This is a genomic window from Rathayibacter sp. AC451 (assembly GCF_979253095.1).
Genome location: NZ_CEEDBD010000001.1, coordinates 2,482,712 through 2,499,645, shown reverse-complemented (window position 1 = coordinate 2,499,645; position 16,934 = coordinate 2,482,712). Strand labels below are relative to the sequence as shown.

Below are 16,934 nucleotides of genomic sequence, written 5' to 3'. Positions count from 1 at the left end.
GCTTCCTCGTTCTCGCGGTGCTCATGGTCGGTTCGGTGCCGCACGCGTGCAACGGAGTCCAGCTGTGCCCGACCGCGGGACTCCGGGCGTCGCGAGCACTCGGGTGGGTCGCGGCCGTCGTCGTCGGCGGGGTCGCCGCGTGCGCATCGTGTCTCCTACGGCCGGCGTCCGCGCCGATCGCGCTCGTCCTCCTCGCCGTTCTGGGCGCTGTCGGCGCGGCAGCAACTCTCCTGGCTGCGGGATTCTGAGGGCTCAGAGCCAGAGCACCACGTGCCGGCCGGCGATCGGCTCGACCGCGACCGGGGTGTCGTAGAGCGCCTCGAGGTGCGGCGCCGTCAGCACCTCGGCCACGGGGCCGTGGTGCACGACGCGGCCGTCGCGGATCGCGACGATGTCGTCGGCGAACTGCGCGGCCACATTGATGTCGTGCAGGACCACGACCACGGTCATCCGCCTCTCGTCGGCGAGCCGGCGCAGGAGCTTCATCAGCACGACGCCGTGGCGCGGGTCGAGGTTGTTGAGCGGCTCGTCGAGGAGGAGGTGGTCGGTGTCCTGCGCGAGGGCCATCGCCACGAAGGCGCGCTGGCGCTGGCCTCCCGAGAGCTCGTCGAGGTAGCGCTCGCGGACGGCGCCCAGATCGAGGGCGTCGATCGCGGCGTCGACGAGGGCGCGATCCTCGGGGGTGCGGCCCGTTCCTCCGTGCGGGAAGCGGCCGTAGGCGACGAGGTCGTCGACGCTGAGGCGGATCGCGAAGTGGTTGTCCTGGCGGAGGATCGCCAGGCGCTTCGCGATGTCGCGGGAGCGGGTGGTCGCGACGTCCAGGTCGTCGACGGAGACGGCTCCGCTCTCGGCCTTCAGGAGGCGCCCGATGGTCGACAGCAGCGTCGACTTGCCGGAGCCGTTGGGCCCGATGATCGCGGTGAGGCCGGTGCCGAGCTCGAGCGAGACGCCGTCGACCGCGAGGGTGCGGCCGTGGCGGGTGGTGACCGAGGTGGTGCGGATCATGTCAGCGAGCCCTTCCGGTGAGCACGAGCAGGATGAAGAGGACGCCGCCGACGAACTCGACGACGACCGGCAGCTCGGTGCCGAAGCCGAGCACCCGGTCGAGCACGAGCTGCCCGCCGACCAGCGCGACGACTCCGATCGCCACCGCCGCGGGGATGCTGCGCGCGTGCCGGTGGCCGACCGCCCCGTAGGCGACGTTCGCGACGATGAGCCCGAAGAAGGCGACGGGCCCGACGAGAGCGGTCGACGCGGCGACCATGAGGGCGATCGCGACGATCGTGTGCAGCACGACCCTGCGGTGCTCGACTCCGAGCGACACCGCGGTCGCCTCGCCGAGGGCGAGCACGTCGAGGGAGCGGCGGATCGGCCACAGCGACGCGATGGCCGCGACGACCACGAGGCCGGTCGGCAGCAGCAGCTCGCGGTCGACCGAGGTGAAGCTCGCGAAGGTCAGGTTCTGCACGATCGCGAAGGTGTCCGGATCGAGGAGCCGCTGCAGGAACGACGTCACCGACCGCAGCAGCACGCCGAGCACGAGCCCCGCGAGCACGATCACGTGCAGGTCGAGCCTGCGGCGGACGAACAGCCAGGAGTAGAGGGCGACGACGACGCCGGCCATCAGCAGGAGCTCGACCAGCCACGAGGCGAGCGGCGGCGCGGCGACCAGGATCGTGGGGCCGATCGCGAACGCGCTCACCACCTGGATCATCAGGAAGACGGCGTCGAAGCCCATGATGCCGGGGGTGAGGATGCGGTTGGCCGTGACGGTCTGGAACAGGACGGTCGCGACTCCGATGGCCGCGGCGGCGATGACCATGCCCAGCACGGTGCGCCCGCGGAGGCCCAGGGCGTACTCCCACTTCCCGGGCAGATCGGTGAGCAGGTAGAGCGCGATCGAGACGGCGGCGGCGCCCGTCAGTAGCGCCAGGCGGACGGAGGGGGAGCGCAGCGCGGTCACGGGGCGACGCTCCGCCGGCGGCGGCGCGCGGTGTCGGCCGGGCCGATGAGCAGGCGGAGGAAGACGACTCCGCCGACGACGCCCATCACGAGCGAGATCGGCAGCTCGAAGGGGAAGCGGACCGTGCGGCCGATGAGGTCGCAGACCAGGACCAGCGCGGCTCCGAGCAGCGCGACGAGCGGGACGGAGCGGCGCATGCTGTCGCCGACCATCCTGCTGACGAGGTTGGGGACGATGAGACCCAGGAACGGGAGCGCGCCGGTGACCACGATCATCACTCCGGTGACCGCGGCGATGATGACGACGCCGGTGAGCATGACCGCCCGGGTGTCGAGGCCGAGACCGCGCGCGGTGTCCTCGCCGAGGGCGGCGACGGTGAAGCGGTCCGCCGCGATCCAGGCGACCGCCGCGGCGGCCGCGGCGACCCAGAGCATCTCGTAGCGGCCGCGGAGGATGCCCGAGAAGTCGCCGATGCCCCAGTTGAGCAGCTCCTGGAGGGTGTCGGTGCGGTAGGCGACGAACGCGGCGACGGCGCCGATCACTCCGCCGTAGAGGATGCCGACGACCGGCACGAGCACGCTCGAGCGGGACGGGATGCGGCGCGCGAGCGCGAGGAAGCCGAGCACGCCCGCGAGGGCGCCGAGCGCGGCCAGCGCGGCCTTCGCTCCGACGGGCAGCTCGGGGGCGAGGAGGAGGACCGCGAGCAGGGCGAGGGTCGCGGCATCCGTCGCTCCGGTCGTGCCCGGCTCGACGAGGCGGTTGCGGGTGAGCAGCTGCATGATCAGGCCGGTGACGGCGAAGGCCGACCCGGCGAGCACGAGGGCGAGGGTGCGGGGGAGGCGGCTCTCGACGAGCACGAACAGGTCGAGCTCGGCGACGCCGAGGAACAGCGAGATCGCCGCGAGGACGGCCACGAGGACCGTCCCCGCGACGATCAGCGCGCGGGGGGAGGGGCGGGTCACGCTCGGGAGCGGCTCCGGTCAGCTCTGCATCGCGTCGTGCACGGTCTCGAGCACGTTCTGCACGGCGGTCAGGCCGTTGATGACGATGTAGAGCTCGCTCGCGGGCAGCAGCACGACGTGGTCGTCCTGCGCGGCGGGCGTCTGGGCGACGAGCGCGTTGTCGAGGGTCTGCTCGGCGGTGCTGCCCTCACCGGTCGCGGCACCGCGGTCGAACGCGAAGATCCACTCGGGAGCGGCGCTGAGGATGAACTCGTTCGTGACGGTGTCGCCGTGCGGGGAGCCCTCTGCTCCGGGCAGCTCGGCCGCGGCCACCGCGGGGGTGAAGCCGAGGCCGTCGAAGAAGTAGCCGAAGCGCGAGCCCTCGCCGAAGGCGCCGTACTCGCCGCCCGAGACCGAGAGGACGAGGGCGGTGCCGGAGGCGTCGGCGGTGATGGACTCGACGAGCTCCTCGGTCGCGGCGGCCTGCTCGGCGACCTCGTCCTCGCGCTCGAAGATCTCGCCGAGCTGCGTGGCGCGCTCGAGGGCTGCGGCCGGGTCGAACGTGCCGGCGTAGCTGCCGGTCAGGTCGATCGTGGTCGCGATCTCGGACAGCTCGTCGTACTGGCCGGTGCTGCGCGCCGCCGTGACGATGAGGTCGGGCTCGAGCTCGGCGACGGCCTCGAAGTCCGGCTCGAAGAGGGTGCCCACCTTGGGCAGGTCGGCGTACTCCGAGAGGTAGTCGGGGAGCGTGACGTCGGGGATCGCGACGACCGCGTCTCCGGCGCCGATCGTGTGCAGCGTGTCGAGCGTGGCGATGTCGAAGGTGACGACGGCCTCGGGGGAGGCGGGCACCTCGACCGACGCGCGGGCGGTCTCGCGGTCCTCCTGGTACGACTGCTCGCCGTTCTCGTCGACGAGGACGAGGGTGGGCTTCGCGTTCTCGACGACGATCGTCTCGACGGTGGCCGGGGCGGCTTCGGACGCGCCGGAGGAGCACGCCGAGAGGGCGAGTGCGGCGACGGCGAGGCCGGCGAGGGGCAGGGCGGAACGGAGTCTCGGTGAAGGCTGCATGAGGGTAGGCTACCCTAAGTGTGAGAGCGGCTCTCAGGTGTGGCGCGGGAGGCGGCGGGTGCCTCGCGGTGTCCCGGCGGGGCTACGCGCCGCACCAGAACTGCAGCTCGGCGCCCGCGCTGTACACGTAGTGCAGACCGGTGAAGCCGTGACCGCCCGCGTACTCGGTCCGGAACGCGTCGGTCGTCGCGTCGAGCTGGTAGAGGATCCGCATCAGCTCACGACCCTCCGCGTCGGACGCCGCGATCGAGACGGACGTGCCCTCGTAGTCATCGCTCGGGTAGGAGACGGTGAGGGTGATCTCGGGGTGGGCGGCGGTCGCCGAGGCTCCGAGGTCGACGGGGAGCGCGACGGCCTCCTGGTCGTTCTCGGCTCCGCTGACCGGGTTGTAGTACGTGCTGCACGCCAGCTGGTCGGGCGGAGCGATCCTGTCGGAGCCTCCGCCGCTCGCGGTCGCGCATCCGCTCATCGCACTGCCGATCAGCAGCACCGCGCCGACGGCCTGGAACGTTCGAGACCTCATCCGCTGACCCCTCTCCCCGGCGGCACCGTAGCAGGGGAGGGTATCGACGCGGGTCCGCGGGCCCGACGGGCGTCGAGTGCGGTGCCGCTGCCCGCCGTTCGCCACTTCCCGCTGCTCCGAGTGCGTCGGAGCCGCAGAACGTGTCCAATCGCGATCGGCCTGAACGGGGGAGCCCGCCGTGGCTGCCGACGCGCCAGACTCAGGTGCCGCCGCTCGGCGCCCCCGCAGGAGGAGACCGCCATGACCGCGACCGGCCAGCGCCCCACCGACGACGGCATGACCGAGTTCGGCTACCGGCCGTCGCTGCGGCGCGGAATCGGCCGCTTCGGCAGCTTCGCGGCGGGAGTGAGCTACATCTCGATCCTGACCGGCACGTTCCAGCTCTTCTACTTCGGCTTCGGACTCGGCGGCCCCGCCTACTGGTGGTCGTGGCCGATCGTGTTCGCGGGTCAGCTGACCGTGGCGCTCTGCTTCGCCGAGCTGGCCGGCCGCTACCCGGTCGCCGGCTCCGTCTACAACTGGAGCAAGCGGATCGCGGGCCCGACGGTCGGCTGGCTCGCGGGCTGGATGATGGCCACGGCCTCGGTCGTCACGCTCGCGGCCGTGGTGCTCGCGTACCAGGCGACGCTGCCGCGCATCTGGAGCGGCTTCCAGCTCGTCGGCGACGGCACGGGCGCGAGCTTCGGCGTCAGCGCGGTGATCTGGGGCGCGATCCTCATCCTCTTCACGACCTTCGTGAACGCGGTCGGCGTGAAGCTGATGGCGCGGATCAACAGCACCGGAGTGCTGATCGAGCTGATCGCGGCCGTGCTGCTGGTGATCGTCCTCGCGGCGAGCGTCGTGAATCCGCCGACCGTGCTGCTCGACACGACGGGCTACGGGGACGCGGGCGGCTACGCGGGCGCCTTCCTGATCGCGGCCATCGCCTCCGCCTACGTGATGTACGGCTTCGACACCGCCGGCTCCCTCGCGGAGGAGACGGTCGATCCGCGCAGGACCGGCCCGGCCGCGATCCTCCGCGCCGTGATCGCGTCGTTCGTGCTGGGCGGTCTGATCCTGCTGCTCGGGATCCTCGCGGCGCCCGACCTCGCCGACCCGGCGCTCGGCGAGGCCTCGGGTGGACTGCAGCTGATCGTGCTGCAGGCGCTCGGCGGGCCGCTCGGCACCGTCTTCCTGCTCTGCATCGTGGTCGCGATCACGGTCTGCGCGCTCGCGGTGCACACGGCGGGCATCCGACTCGTCTTCGCGATGGCGCGCGACAACGCCCTGCCGGGCAGCGCGGTGCTCGCCCGCATCGATCCGCGGCGACGCACCCCTCTCGCGCCCGCGATCGTGATCGGCGTGCTCGCGGTGCTGATCCTGGCGGTGAACATCGGCACCCCCGAGATCTTCACGGCGGTGACGAGCGTGGCGGTGGTGCTGATCTACCTGGCGTACCTGCTGGTCACGGTGCCGCTGCTCGTGCGGCGCCTCCGCGGGGAGTGGCCGCGCGTCACGGGCTCGTTCTCGCTCGGGCGGCTGGGGCTGCCGGTGAACGTCGTCGCGGTGCTGTGGGGTGCGGCGATGACGGTCAACCTGGCCTGGCCGCGCGTCGAGGTGTACGGCGACGCGGGGGCGCTGCAGTACATCGCGCTGATCGCGGTCGCGGTGGTCGTGGTGGTCGGACTGGGTTGGTACCTGCTGCGCGGGCGCCACCGCCTGGGGACGCTGCCGGAGCACGCTCGGGAGGAGTGACCGACGCGCGCCCTCCGCGAGAGCTCAGTCGCGTGCCAGCTCGACGGTCGTCGTCACTCCGAGGGCCGACACCTTGTAGCTGATGACGTCGTCGTCGTAGCTGAAGGTCTTCGTGGCGTCGCTCGACGCCAGCATCGCCGTCGCGGTCTGCGTCGTGTCGTTCTGGGAGTCCCAGGTGTACGAGGTCCCGGCGTCGGTCGGTGCCGCGTACGTCCCTGCCCAGTAGAGGGCGGTCGTGTCTCCACCGTCCGAAACCCATTCGACTGTGATCGCGGAGTCGGTGATCGTCGCGGTCTGGAAGCTGTCCGGTGAGTTCTTGTTCGACTGGGTCCACGTGCCGGTGAGGTCGAGCGGGGCGGCCGCAGGCTGACTCGCTTCCGTTCCGGCTTCGGCGGGCGTCGTCTCGGATGCTGTCGAGGAGCATCCCGAGAGAAGGAGGAGGGCCAGGGCGAGGGGAGCGGCGCGGCGGATCACCACCGAAGCCTATGGTCCGCTGCGGACTCTGCTGCACCTGACTTCTTTCGAGGTCAAGCTGACCTTCGCGAAACGAGTTGCCCGAATCGGTCGGCGTCGGCGGCGTGCCGGGGACCTTTCCGGGCAACTCGGCGGAGGCGGACGCTCACGCCGGCCGCGTCACTCCGCGCGGACCTCGCTCGCGGACTTGTCGGCGCGCCAGCCGCGCCAGACCGGCTGGCGCAGGGTGCCGGAGGAGGTGCGCTCGCGGTAGCGGACCTCGCCGACCAGCACGGGCTCGACCCAGTGCACGCCGCGGGCGTCGAGCGGCGGGACCGAGACGGCGGGCTCGTCCGTCTCGTGCTCGCCGAGACGGGCGACGAGGCCGCGGCGCTCGCGGTCGCTGAAGCCGGTGCCGACGCGGCCGGAGTAGGCGAGGCGGCCGTCCTCGCCGGGGATCGCGGTGAGCAGCGAGCCGACCGAGCCCTGCAGGCCGCCCTCGCCGGGCCGCCAGCCGACGATCACGACCTCCTGCACGCGGTGGTGGGTCAGCTTGATCCAGTCGCCCGAGCGCGCGCCGACCCGGTAGCGGGAGTCGCGGCGCTTCGCGACGACGCCCTCGAGGCCGAGCGCGAGGCTGGTGGCCATCGCCTCGTCGAGGTCGCCGTCGAAGACGTCGGGCACGTGCACGCGCTCGTTCTCGGCGACGAGCTCGACCAGGGCCTCGCGGCGAGCGGAGTAGGGGGAGGCGGTGAGGTCCTCGCCGGCGCGCTCGAGCAGGTCGAACACCATCAGATGCACCGGGGTGGAGCGCGCGGCGGCCTCGATCTCGCGCGCCTTCGTCAGGCCGCCGCGGGTCTGCAGGGCGCCGAAGTCGGGGCGTCCGCGGGCGTCGAGCGCGACGATCTCGCCGTCGAGGACCGCGTCGCCGGCGGCCTCCGCGAGCGGTGCGTGCAGGTCGGGGAAGGCGGGGGTGAGGTCGTTGCCGTTCCGGCTGGTCAGGGTCACGGCGCCGTTCTGCACGCGGACGATCGCGCGGTAGCCGTCCCACTTCATCTCGACGGCGGAGTCGTCGCCGATGTCGAGCGGGCGGCCCTTGGTCGCGAGCATGGGGCGGTACTCGCGGCGCGGCTCCGGTGCCCCGGTCTCGACCGGGGACTCGTCGAGGGCGGCCGTCGTCGCCTTCGCGGCCCGCGCCTTCCCGGCCGCCGGCCGGCCCTTGGTCCCGTGCCCCCCGTGCGCCCCCGGCAGCATCAGGTGCAGCAGCCAGTTCTTCTCGTCCCCGCGCCCGCCCTTCGCCCCCGTGTGCAGCAGCGCGTACCGGCGCGGCTCTCCGCCGAGCCCGCCGTCGGGCCGCCCGGTCAGCACCGCGATGACCTCCTCGCCCTCGCGCCACTTCTCGAGCGCGAACGTGCCCTCGTCCCAGATCCGCACCTCGCCTCCGCCGTACTCGCCCGCCGGGATCGTGCCCTCGAAGGTCGCGTACTCGAGCGGATGGTCCTCGGTCTGCACCGCCAGCCGATTCGGGTCGCCCTCGAGCGGCGGCCCCTTCGGCACGGCCCAGCTCACGAGCACCCCGTCGTGCTCGAGTCGGAAGTCGTAGTGCAGGCGCCGCGCGTGGTGCTCCTGGATCACGAACGAGTCGCCCGACGACGTCGCTCCGGTGCCCGGTTCGGGGACGGGCTCGGGCGTCTTCGCGGCGTCGCGCATACTGCGGTAGGCGGCGAGGCGGTCGGCGGAGGCGTCGGTCGCCGCGAACCCGGAGAGGCGCTCCGGAGTCGGCTCGAGACCCGCCTCCCGCGCGGCGAGCAGCGGGCGCAGCAGGTCGCCGCTCTCGCGCAGGCGCTCGACGACCTCCTCCGGAGAGAGATGGCGCAGTCCCTCCGCCCCGATCTCCTCCCAGGTGCGCGGCGCGGCGGCGAACGGCCGCAGCCGGCCCCGGAGCGAGTAGGGCGCGATCGTGGTCTTCGCCGCGTTGTTCTGACTCCAGTCGACGAGCACCTTGCCCTCGCGCAGGGTCTTCTTCATGTCCGAGACGACGAGGTCGCGGTGATCGGCCTCGAGCGCCTTCGCGAGCTCGTGCGCCACCGCCGAGATCTGATCGCTCGAGGCGGACGCGTCGAGCGGGCAGTAGAGGTGGAGTCCCTTGCTGCCGCTGGTCACCGGGTAGGGCTCGAGCCCCATGCCCTCGAGCAGATCGCGGGCGAGGAACGCGACTTCGGCGCACTCCGCGAGCCCGGCTCCCTCGCCCGGGTCGAGGTCGAGCACGAGGCGGTCGGGCGGGCGGCGCTCGCCGCCGGATCCGACCCGCCACTGCGGCACGTGCAGCTCGAGCGCGGCCTGCTGCGCGAGCCAGGTGAGGCCGGCGACGTCGTCGACGAGCGGGTACTCGACGTCGCGCGAGCTGTGCGCGAGGCGCGTGCGGCTCAGCCAGTAGGGGGCGGAGGAGGGCAGGTTCTTCTCGAAGAAGACCTCGCCCGGCTTCTCGGCCGTGCCCACTCCGTCGACCCAGCGCTTGCGGGTGACGGGTCGGCGGGCCAGGTGCGGCAGCAGGGCGTCGGCGACGGACGCGTAGTACGCGAGGACGTCGGCCTTGGTGAACCCCGCCTCCGGGTACACGAGCTTGTCGAGGTTGGTCAGCTTCAGCCGCCGCCCGCCGACCGAGACGAGCTGCTGCGCGGATGCCATCTCCTCATCGTGGAGCCCCGCACCCGCCGAGGGAACCCCGGACCGTCGAGGGAGCCCAGTACTGCGGGTTCCCTGGACCGTCCGGGGTTCCCTCGGCGACGGCGAGTAGCGTCGAGCCACCACTTCGAAGGAGACACGTGCTCACCGACATCCCCCTGACCACCATCGACGGAGCCGCGTCGACCCTCGCCGACTACGCCCCGGTGAAGCTCATCGTCAATGTGGCCTCGCGCTGCGGCCTCGCTCCCCAGTACGAGAAGCTCGAGGAGCTGCAGAAGACCTACGGCGACCGCGGATTCACGGTGCTCGGCTTCCCCAGCAACCAGTTCCTGCAGGAGCTGAGCGACGAGGACAAGATCAAGGAGTACTGCTCGACGACGTGGGGCGTGACGTTCCCGATGTTCGAGAAGGTCAAGGTGAACGGCAAGTCCGCGCACCCGCTCTACGCGGAGCTGACGAAGGCCGAGGACGAGGCGGGCGAGGCGGGCAAGGTGAAGTGGAACTTCGAGAAGTTCCTGGTCACGGCCGACGGCACCGTGCACCGCTTCCGCCCCACCGTCGAGCCCGACGACCCGCGGATCGTCTCGCTGATCGAGGCGTCGCTGCCCACTCAGTAGCGGGGGACGCGCAGAACGTCGGACGGGGAGAGGCGGACAGTCGCCTCTCCCCGTCGACGTCGGGGGAGTCAGCCCGCTCGCAGACCCGCTTCGACACGCGCCGCCGACGGCTCGACGCCCTCGGGGCACACGATGTCGGTCACCTCGAAGGGCGTGCGGCGCGTGATCGGGATCATCTCGATCCCGTCGACGTGACGCAGCAGCACGAGTCCGCCGTCGCCCGCGCGGAGGCTGCGGCGCACCTGGCGCAGGAAGATGCCGGCCATGTCGAGCTCGACGACGAACTCGCGTCCGTTGACGGTGATCCGCGAGCCGATGACCGGCTGCGACGAGGTCGTGACCGAGTCGGGCAGCCGTCGCACGTCGGCCGCGGCCCTGCGGGCGAACGGTGCGGGGGTGGCCGGTCCGGAAGTGGTCAGGGTGCTGAATCCGGTCGCTCGCGCGGTCTCGGTCATCGTCGTCTCCGTCCGTGACGCGCACGGTCAGTATCGACCGGCGCTGTCAGTTCAGGCTAGGATCCGGCCCCTGATCGGGGGATGGGCTTGACTGCCGGGCGAAGCGGTTCGGTCCTGTCAGCCGCGCGACTCCTCCGGTTCGGGGGTCACTGCGAGCTCGCCGCGCATGCTCGCGGCGCTGAGCATCTGCTCGATCCAGGCGCGGTTGAGCCTCTGGGCGTGGGCCTCGCGGAAGCGGAAGTGCAGGGGCACCGCGGGGTGCAGCCAGACGGAGCTGCGGCCGTGGCCGGTGGAGGCGTCCTCGGCCCAGGACAGGGAGAACGCCTCGTTGCGCCGCAGCTTCGAGAGCACGGCGACCTTCAGGTGGGCGAGGACGCGCTCCTCGAACTCGATCTCGAGGTTCTGCGGTCCGTAGATGAGAGTGGCCACGGGCCCCCTTCGTGTCAGCGGGCGGCCCGGCGCGGACGGCTCCGCTGGGAAGGTATCCGCTGCTCCCGCTCGAGCGGGAATCGGCCGGGAGACACGCCGTACCCCCCATTGACACCCCGCGCGGGGTGCGGCAGTCAGTCCTCGTCCCATCCGGTCTGCGGAGTCGCGCACGTGCCGCGGAACACGTACTGCGAGGGCGCCTTCCGCTGGTGGGAGGACCAGTCGATCGCCGGTCGCCGCTGCTCGGGGGGCAGGTAGCCGAGCCGGTAGACCGCCATCAGCTCGAGCTCGTCCGGCACCGCCAGGAGCGACTCGATGCGCGCCCAGGCGCCGGGCACCTCCATCGGGAACGAGACGAACTGGATCCCCATCCCGAGTTCCACAGTGCTCAGCCAGACGTTCTCCATCGCCGCGCCCATGCTGAACACGGAGTAGAAGGAGGAGAGCTCGCCCGGCCGGTACTCGGAGCGGTCGAGCATCACGCCGAGCAGGAGCGGCGACCCGGCGACGAGCTTCCGGTTCTCCTCGCCGAGGGTCTGCGGCACGCGCAGCGAGTTCATCAGGAGCTGCCCGCGCTTGGTGAACACCTGCTTGGTGAAGGGGCGCAGCGGAGCGGGGAGCTTGTCGAACAGCATGCCGTCGCGGCGCTGCTCCATCTCCTCCCGACTGAAGCGGAAGTAGGGCTTGTAGCGCTCGAAGAAGGTGCCGTTCGACATGGCGGTGGTCATGCTCGAGCCGCTGATCTCGGCGATCCGCTCGATCGTGTCCCGCTCCTCGATCAGCACGAAGCGCCACGGCTGGCTGTTCAGCTGCGAGGGAGCACGGCCCGCGACCTCCATGAGGAGGCGCTGGTGCTCCTCGGAGACGGGGTCGGGCAGGAAGGGTCCGTTGGTGGTCGAGCGGCGACGCACGACGTCGAGGAAGTCCATGCCCTCATCCTGCCCACTCGCCCCGGAAGGGGCACGGGGCTGGACCGGGTACGATTTCCGAGCCCGCGCCTCGGCGGGCCGACAGGAGCGGTGCCCGATGAAGAACTCCCGAGTGGTCTTCTACCTCATCGGAGGCGTCCTCATCCTCGGCTCCGGCATCTCGTCGGCGATGCAGGGCGACGTCTCGGTCCCCGACATCATCACGATCGTCTGCGGACTCGCGATCCTGGCGCTCGCCGCGTGGGAGTACTTCCGCACCCAGAAGCGCGAGTCGGGGTCGAACGACCCGAAGGCCGGACCGCCCCGCTGACCCCGCGCCGACCGTCAGCGCTGCGAGGGCGCTGAGCGCCGCCGCGAGAGCACGAGCCCGGCGGCGACGAACGGAGCCGCGGCCAGCGCGATCGCAGGATGCCGGCGTCCGCGCGTCCCCGCGAACGGGACGACCGCGAGCGGCAGCGCCGCCGGGGCGAGCGCGGCGGCGGCCCTCGGCTCCGAGCGCAGCAGCGCGACGAACGCCGCGGCCGCCAGCGACGAGGTCGCGATGTACAGCGCGTGGTGGATCCAGTGCCAGCGCCCGGTCCGGACGGCACCGGTCGCCACGGCCGTGCCGAGCGCGCAGTTGGCCGCGTAGCTCGCCGCGGCGGCGCGCATCAGAGCGCGACCGGCGCTCACTCCGCGAGGCCCCGGGTCAGCAGCAGCCGGTACGGAGCCGCCCGCTCGACGCTCCAGCCCGCGGGCGCGACCGCGCGCAGCTCGGCAGCGGTGTAGCTGCGCCGCACCGACAGCGAGCCGTCGTAGTGCAGGAACGAGCCCGCGGCGAGCGGGCGGGTGGCGACGGAGTAGGCCGTGTACGCCAGGCGCGAGCGCTCGATGTCGTTGTGCAGCGCGCGGGGGGCGAGGCGCTCGCTGTCCTCGAGGAGCGAGGCGAGCGACTCCGGGGTCAGGTGGTGCAGCAGGTGGTTCGAGACCACGACGTCGAACTCGGCTCCCTCGTCGACCAGTTCCGAGCTGCTCGCCCGGCGGAACTCGACGCCGGGCGTCCCGGGTCGGGCGGTCGCGAAGGCGTAGGCGCGCTCGTCCGGATCGGCGGCCGTGATCGCGAGCCGCAGACCGTCCTCCCGCGCCCAGCCGGCGAGGGCGAGTGCGACGTCGCCGCCGCCCGAGCCGATGTCGAGCAGCCGGGTCGGCTCGTCGCGGTTCAGCAGGGTGCGCAGGCGCGAGCGGTACAGCCCGCGCCAGCCCGAGACCAGGCGGTTCACGGCGCCGAAGCGCGCGTAGGTCGCGTCGAGCAGCGTGCGATCGCAGTCCGGGTCGTCCATCAGCTCCCGGGCGTCGAGTTCGCGGTGCCGCAGGTCGGGAGCGAGGGGAGCCCTCACTCCCCGCCCCGCTTCGTCAGCAGGCCCATCTCGACGGTCAGGCCCGGTCCGAAGGCCATCGCCCCGATCCGCTCGCCGTCGGCCGCCTCGCCGTGCAGCAGGCGGCGCAGGATGAACAGCACGGTGGCGCTCGACATGTTGCCGTTCGTGCGCAGCACCTCGCGCGACGGGTGCATCTGCTCGTCGTCGAGCCCGAGCGCGGTCTGCACGCGGTCGAGGATGCTGCGGCCGCCCGGGTGGACGGCCCAGCGCTGGACGCCGCCCGCGCCCGCCTCGCCCAGCAGCGGAGCCAGCGCCCCGGTGATGTTCTGGCCGATGATCGCGGGCACGTAGGTGCTCAGCCGCATCGTGAAGCCGTGGTCGCCGATGGTCCAGGCCATCTCGTTCTCGCCCTCGGGGGTGAGGGTCGTGTCGAGCGCGTCGATCTCGAGGACCGCGGCACCCGGCTCGGGGGCGCGCGCGGTGACGACGGCCGCCGCCCCTCCGTCGGCGAAGACCGAGGTGGCGACGATCTGCTCGGGATCGTTCGAGGAGGTGAGGTGGATCGTGCAGATCTCGACGGCGACGACGAGGACCACCGCGTCCGGGTCCGCCTCGCAGAACGCCGTCGCGGCGCGCAGCCCGGGGAAGGCGCCGTAGCAGCCCATGAAGCCGAGGTGGAAGCGCTGGGTCGACGGCGAGAGGCCGAGCGCGCGGACCAGCTGGTAGTCGGGGCCGGGCGCGTAGAAGCCGGTGCACGACACGGTGACGACGTGGGTGACGTCCGAGGCGGTGAGCGACGCCGCCTCGAGGGCGCGGCGGGCGGAGTCGGCGAAGAGCTCGGGAGCGCGCGCCGCGTAGAGCGCGTTGCGCTCGGCGGTGCCCGGGTTCAGGACGGCGTTCGAGCGGGCGTCGTAGAAGGCGCTCGCGCCCTCCCGCACCTCGCGGTCGAGCTCGTCGACGACGGTGTGCCGGGAGTCGATGGCCGACGCGTCGAACGCGGCACCGAGGATCCTCGAGCCCAGCCGGGTGATGCCGTCCTGCGACGCGAAGAGATCGCGCACGTCGGACTGGCGGAGGACCGTCGCGGGGACGGCCGTCTCGATGCTGCGGATGTGCACGCTCACCCGCAGGAACCTATCCCAGGAACCTGCGGGTGAGCGCTCGTGAGCGGAATCAGAGGATCGGCTTCCCGCCGGTGACGGCGATCGTCGCTCCGCTCATGTAGCTGCCCTCGTCGGACGCGAGCAGGACGTAGGCGTGCGCGACCTCGGCCGGCTGGCCGGGGCGGCCCAGCGGCACGTTCTCGCCGAAGGAGGCGACCGCCTCCGGGGGCATCGTCGAGGGGATCAGCGGGGTCCAGATCGGGCCGGGGGCGACCGCGTTGGCGCGGATGCCCTTCTCGCCGAGAGCCTGCGCGAACGAGGCGGTCATGCTCAGCATCCCCGACTTCGTGGCGGCGTAGGGGAGCAGCTGGTAGGACGGCTGGTCCGACTGCACCGAGCTGGTCGCGATGATCGACGCGCCGGGCTGCAGATGCGGGATCGCCGCCTTGACCAGGTGGAAGTAGGCGCCGAGGTTGGTCTCGATCGTGCGGTCCCACTCCTCGTCGGGGATGTCGGTGATCTCCTCGTGGCTCATCTGGAAGGCCGCGTTGCTCACGAGCACCTCCAGGTGGCCCAGCGTCGAGACGGTGCTCGAGACGATCTCGCGGCAGTGCGCGGGGTCGCGCAGGTCGCCGGGCAGCAGCAGCGCCTCCCGGCCGGCCTCGCGGATCCACTTCGCCGTGTCCTCGGCGTCCTCGTGCTCGTCCAGGTACGAGACGGCGACGTCGGCGCCCTCGCGGGCGAACGCGATGGCGACGGCCTTGCCGATGCCGCTGTCGGCTCCCGTGACGAGTGCGACCTTGCCGCTCAGTCGGCCGGTGCCGCGGTAGCTCTGCTCGCCGTGGTCGGCCTTCGGGGTCAGCTCCGCCTCGGTGCCGGGCGGTGTCTGCTCAGGGGATTCCGGAGTCATGACTCTCCCTCTCGTGTCGGTGGGTGGGTCGTTCCATGGAAGCCGACGCCGGCGCGGGAGCGCAGGGGGTTGACGCCCCTCCGGGGCCGCACGAGGCGTCGGGCCCGCGCCGGAACGGCCGGATCCGAGCGCTGCCGCTCGCCGTCAAGCCCGCGACACCGAGGCCCCGCAGGGCCCGACTGGCCTCACCGCCGAACTCCGTCGGCGGTCCCCCAGGAGGTCGTCATGAGCATCCCCACCGACTCCGGTCGCGACAGCAGCGACCCGCGACGCGACGACACGACGGCCCACGCCGCCGGAGAGACGCGCCGTTTCGAGACCGCCCCGCAGGGCGGGAGCACCTCGAGCACCACCTCGACGAGCACTCCGGACCGGTCCGACCGGTCCGACTCGTCGAGCGCCCCCGAGCACCGCGCGCCGGTCGCCCCCGACTCCGCCGAGGCGAAGCAGGCCAGGGCCGCCGCCCGCAAGGACATCCACGACCGCGAGCGCGAGCGCTTCGGCGGGCTGAAGATCGGCTGCGCCTTCTTCGGCTGGCTCGCCGCGACCGGCCTCGCGGTCATCCTCACCGCCCTGGTCACGGCGATCGGAGCGGCCGTCGTCGGCACGCAGGACGTCACCGCCGATCTCGCCGCCGACCCGGTCGCCTTCGGCTGGGTGGGCGCGATCGCGCTGCTGGTCATCCTCTTCGTCGCCTACTACTCCGGCGGCTACGTCGCGGGCCGCATGGCGCGCTTCAACGGAGCGAAGCAGGGCGTGGCCGTCTGGGCGTGGGCCGTCGTGGTCGCGATCCTCGTCGGCATCGCCTCGGCGATCACCGGAGGCACGCAGCTGCTCTCGGCGGTCAGCAGCTTCCCCCGCATCCCGCTCGACGGGAGCGACGCCACGATCGCCGCGGTCCTGACCGCGCTCGCCGCGCTCGTCGTCGCGCTGATCGCGGCCGTGCTCGGCGGACTCGCCGGTATGCGCTTCCACCGCCGCGTCGACCGCGAAGGACTGGCCGGCCTCGCCGTCTGATCCCCCCTCTGCCGAGACGCCACCTGCACGGCCCTCCCCCGGGTGCCGCTGCAGGTGGCGTCTCGTCTACGCTCGCGGGGTGATCCCCCGCGCCGCCGCTCTCGCCCTCGATCTGCAGGAGTGGGCGGCCCCCGCTCGGCTCTCGGCACTCCGCGCCGAGTACCTCGCGTTCCTCGCCGAGCACGGCGAGCAGGCTCTGGAGCGCTCGCTCGGTCCCGAGCACATCACCGCGAGCTGCTTCGTGCTCTCGCCGGGGCTCGACCGTGTGCTGCTCTGCTTCCACCGCAAGGGCCGGTTCTGGGTGCAACTCGGCGGGCACATCGAGCCCGGCGACTCCTCCGTCGCCGAGGCTGCTCTGCGCGAGGCGCGCGAGGAGAGCGGAGTCGCGGCGCTCACTCCACTCGGATCGCTGCCGCTGGATGTCGACCGGCACGGTCTCGGCGACGGCTTCGGCCGGTGCGCCCGGCACTGGGACGTCGGCTACGGCGCGATCGCGGACCCGTCGGCCCCCGTCGCGGTGAGCGAGGAGAGCGAGGACGTGGCCTGGTTCGCGGTCGATGCGCTTCCCGAGCAGGTGCCGCCCGGGTTCGCGGGGCGGCTGGCGGGTGCGGTGCGGGCCGCTCGCGCCGTGGCGCGTCCGTAACCGAGGTCGGATGGCGCCGGGCCTGCGCTGGAGCGGGCCCGAGCCGCGCTCACCCTCGGTTGCGCACCGGTCGCGCAGTGCCGTGCGGCACGATGGGGCG

19 protein-coding genes are annotated in these 16,934 nt (G+C 72.5%); 5 read left to right on the top strand and 14 right to left on the bottom strand.

What is annotated here, in order from left to right; all coding sequences use genetic code 11:
* Window positions 1-252 precede the first annotated feature (252 nt).
* The 5 genes from AC0CID_RS11960 to AC0CID_RS11940 form a co-directional block, all read right to left on the bottom strand.
* Complete coding sequence (locus AC0CID_RS11960) at window positions 253-1,005, bottom strand: iron ABC transporter ATP-binding protein (RefSeq protein WP_207406305.1); 753 nt, start codon at window positions 1,003-1,005, stop codon at window positions 253-255.
* 1 nt (window position 1,006) lies between these two features.
* A complete protein-coding gene (locus tag AC0CID_RS11955; protein WP_207406303.1) occupies window positions 1,007-1,963 on the bottom strand; it encodes an iron chelate uptake ABC transporter family permease subunit in 957 nt (318 codons plus the stop codon).
* On the bottom strand, window positions 1,960-2,925 hold the full coding sequence (locus AC0CID_RS11950) for an iron chelate uptake ABC transporter family permease subunit (RefSeq protein WP_465226986.1): 966 nt from the start codon (window positions 2,923-2,925) through the stop codon (window positions 1,960-1,962). The genes AC0CID_RS11955 and AC0CID_RS11950 overlap by 4 nt, the downstream gene beginning before the upstream one ends.
* Window positions 2,926-2,943: 18 nt before the next feature.
* Window positions 2,944-3,975, bottom strand: coding sequence for a siderophore ABC transporter substrate-binding protein (locus tag AC0CID_RS11945; RefSeq protein WP_465226985.1), 1,032 nt, complete (start codon window positions 3,973-3,975; stop codon window positions 2,944-2,946).
* Between the two features lie 82 nt (window positions 3,976-4,057).
* A complete protein-coding gene (locus AC0CID_RS11940) occupies window positions 4,058-4,498 on the bottom strand; it encodes a hypothetical protein (RefSeq protein WP_465226984.1) in 441 nt (146 codons plus the stop codon).
* 240 nt (window positions 4,499-4,738) lie between these two features.
* On the opposite strand from AC0CID_RS11940, the gene AC0CID_RS11935 reads away from it, so the two are divergent.
* Window positions 4,739-6,232 carry an APC family permease gene (locus AC0CID_RS11935; RefSeq protein WP_465226983.1) on the top strand — a complete coding sequence of 498 codons (1,494 nt, stop codon included), beginning with the start codon at window positions 4,739-4,741 and terminating at the stop codon, window positions 6,230-6,232.
* Between the two features lie 24 nt (window positions 6,233-6,256).
* On the opposite strand, the gene AC0CID_RS11930 is transcribed toward AC0CID_RS11935, so the two are convergent.
* Together AC0CID_RS11930 and AC0CID_RS11925 are read right to left on the bottom strand one after the other, a co-directional pair.
* A complete protein-coding gene (locus AC0CID_RS11930; RefSeq protein ID WP_465226982.1) occupies window positions 6,257-6,706 on the bottom strand; it encodes a hypothetical protein in 450 nt (149 codons plus the stop codon).
* 159 nt (window positions 6,707-6,865) lie between these two features.
* The gene (locus tag AC0CID_RS11925) at window positions 6,866-9,373 is read right to left on the bottom strand and encodes an ATP-dependent DNA ligase (protein ID WP_465226981.1); all 2,508 of its coding nucleotides are present in this window, start codon (window positions 9,371-9,373) and stop codon (window positions 6,866-6,868) included.
* 137 nt (window positions 9,374-9,510) lie between these two features.
* Between AC0CID_RS11925 and AC0CID_RS11920 the strand changes: the two genes are divergently transcribed.
* On the top strand, window positions 9,511-9,990 hold the full coding sequence (locus AC0CID_RS11920; protein ID WP_465226980.1) for a glutathione peroxidase: 480 nt from the start codon (window positions 9,511-9,513) through the stop codon (window positions 9,988-9,990).
* Window positions 9,991-10,058: 68 nt separating this feature from the next.
* Here AC0CID_RS11920 and AC0CID_RS11915 read toward each other — a convergent pair whose 3' ends face one another.
* The 3 genes from AC0CID_RS11915 to AC0CID_RS11905 form a co-directional block, all read right to left on the bottom strand.
* Complete coding sequence (locus AC0CID_RS11915) at window positions 10,059-10,445, bottom strand: hypothetical protein (protein WP_465226979.1); 387 nt, start codon at window positions 10,443-10,445, stop codon at window positions 10,059-10,061.
* 117 nt (window positions 10,446-10,562) lie between these two features.
* A complete protein-coding gene (locus AC0CID_RS11910) occupies window positions 10,563-10,874 on the bottom strand; it encodes a DUF7882 family protein (protein WP_465226978.1) in 312 nt (103 codons plus the stop codon).
* Between the two features lie 134 nt (window positions 10,875-11,008).
* Entirely contained in the window at window positions 11,009-11,803 is a 795-nt protein-coding gene (locus AC0CID_RS11905) for a nitroreductase family protein (protein ID WP_465226977.1), read from the bottom strand.
* Between the two features lie 97 nt (window positions 11,804-11,900).
* Between AC0CID_RS11905 and AC0CID_RS11900 the strand changes: the two genes are divergently transcribed.
* Window positions 11,901-12,113: a hypothetical protein gene (locus AC0CID_RS11900; protein ID WP_465226976.1), complete on the top strand. Its 213-nt coding sequence runs from the start codon at window positions 11,901-11,903 to the stop codon at window positions 12,111-12,113.
* A 14-nt stretch (window positions 12,114-12,127) separates the two neighbouring features.
* Here AC0CID_RS11900 and AC0CID_RS11895 read toward each other — a convergent pair whose 3' ends face one another.
* From AC0CID_RS11895 to AC0CID_RS11880, 4 genes are read right to left on the bottom strand one after another with little or no spacing between them, the layout of a single operon-like run.
* On the bottom strand, window positions 12,128-12,475 hold the full coding sequence (locus AC0CID_RS11895) for a hypothetical protein (protein WP_307786188.1): 348 nt from the start codon (window positions 12,473-12,475) through the stop codon (window positions 12,128-12,130).
* A complete protein-coding gene (locus AC0CID_RS11890; RefSeq protein ID WP_465226975.1) occupies window positions 12,472-13,179 on the bottom strand; it encodes a class I SAM-dependent methyltransferase in 708 nt (235 codons plus the stop codon). Before AC0CID_RS11890 ends, AC0CID_RS11895 begins: the two co-directional genes overlap by 4 nt.
* Entirely contained in the window at window positions 13,176-14,285 is a 1,110-nt protein-coding gene (locus tag AC0CID_RS11885) for a type III polyketide synthase (RefSeq protein WP_465226974.1), read from the bottom strand. The genes AC0CID_RS11890 and AC0CID_RS11885 overlap by 4 nt, the downstream gene beginning before the upstream one ends.
* A 49-nt stretch (window positions 14,286-14,334) precedes the next feature.
* Window positions 14,335-15,174 carry an SDR family oxidoreductase gene (locus AC0CID_RS11880; protein ID WP_207406282.1) on the bottom strand — a complete coding sequence of 280 codons (840 nt, stop codon included), beginning with the start codon at window positions 15,172-15,174 and terminating at the stop codon, window positions 14,335-14,337.
* Window positions 15,175-15,399: 225 nt separating this feature from the next.
* Between AC0CID_RS11880 and AC0CID_RS11875 the strand changes: the two genes are divergently transcribed.
* Together AC0CID_RS11875 and AC0CID_RS11870 are read left to right on the top strand one after the other, a co-directional pair.
* Window positions 15,400-16,191 carry a hypothetical protein gene (locus AC0CID_RS11875; protein WP_207406281.1) on the top strand — a complete coding sequence of 264 codons (792 nt, stop codon included), beginning with the start codon at window positions 15,400-15,402 and terminating at the stop codon, window positions 16,189-16,191.
* Window positions 16,192-16,270: 79 nt separating this feature from the next.
* Window positions 16,271-16,834, top strand: coding sequence for an NUDIX hydrolase (locus AC0CID_RS11870; protein ID WP_465226973.1), 564 nt, complete (start codon window positions 16,271-16,273; stop codon window positions 16,832-16,834).
* Window positions 16,835-16,934: the final 100 nt, after the last annotated feature.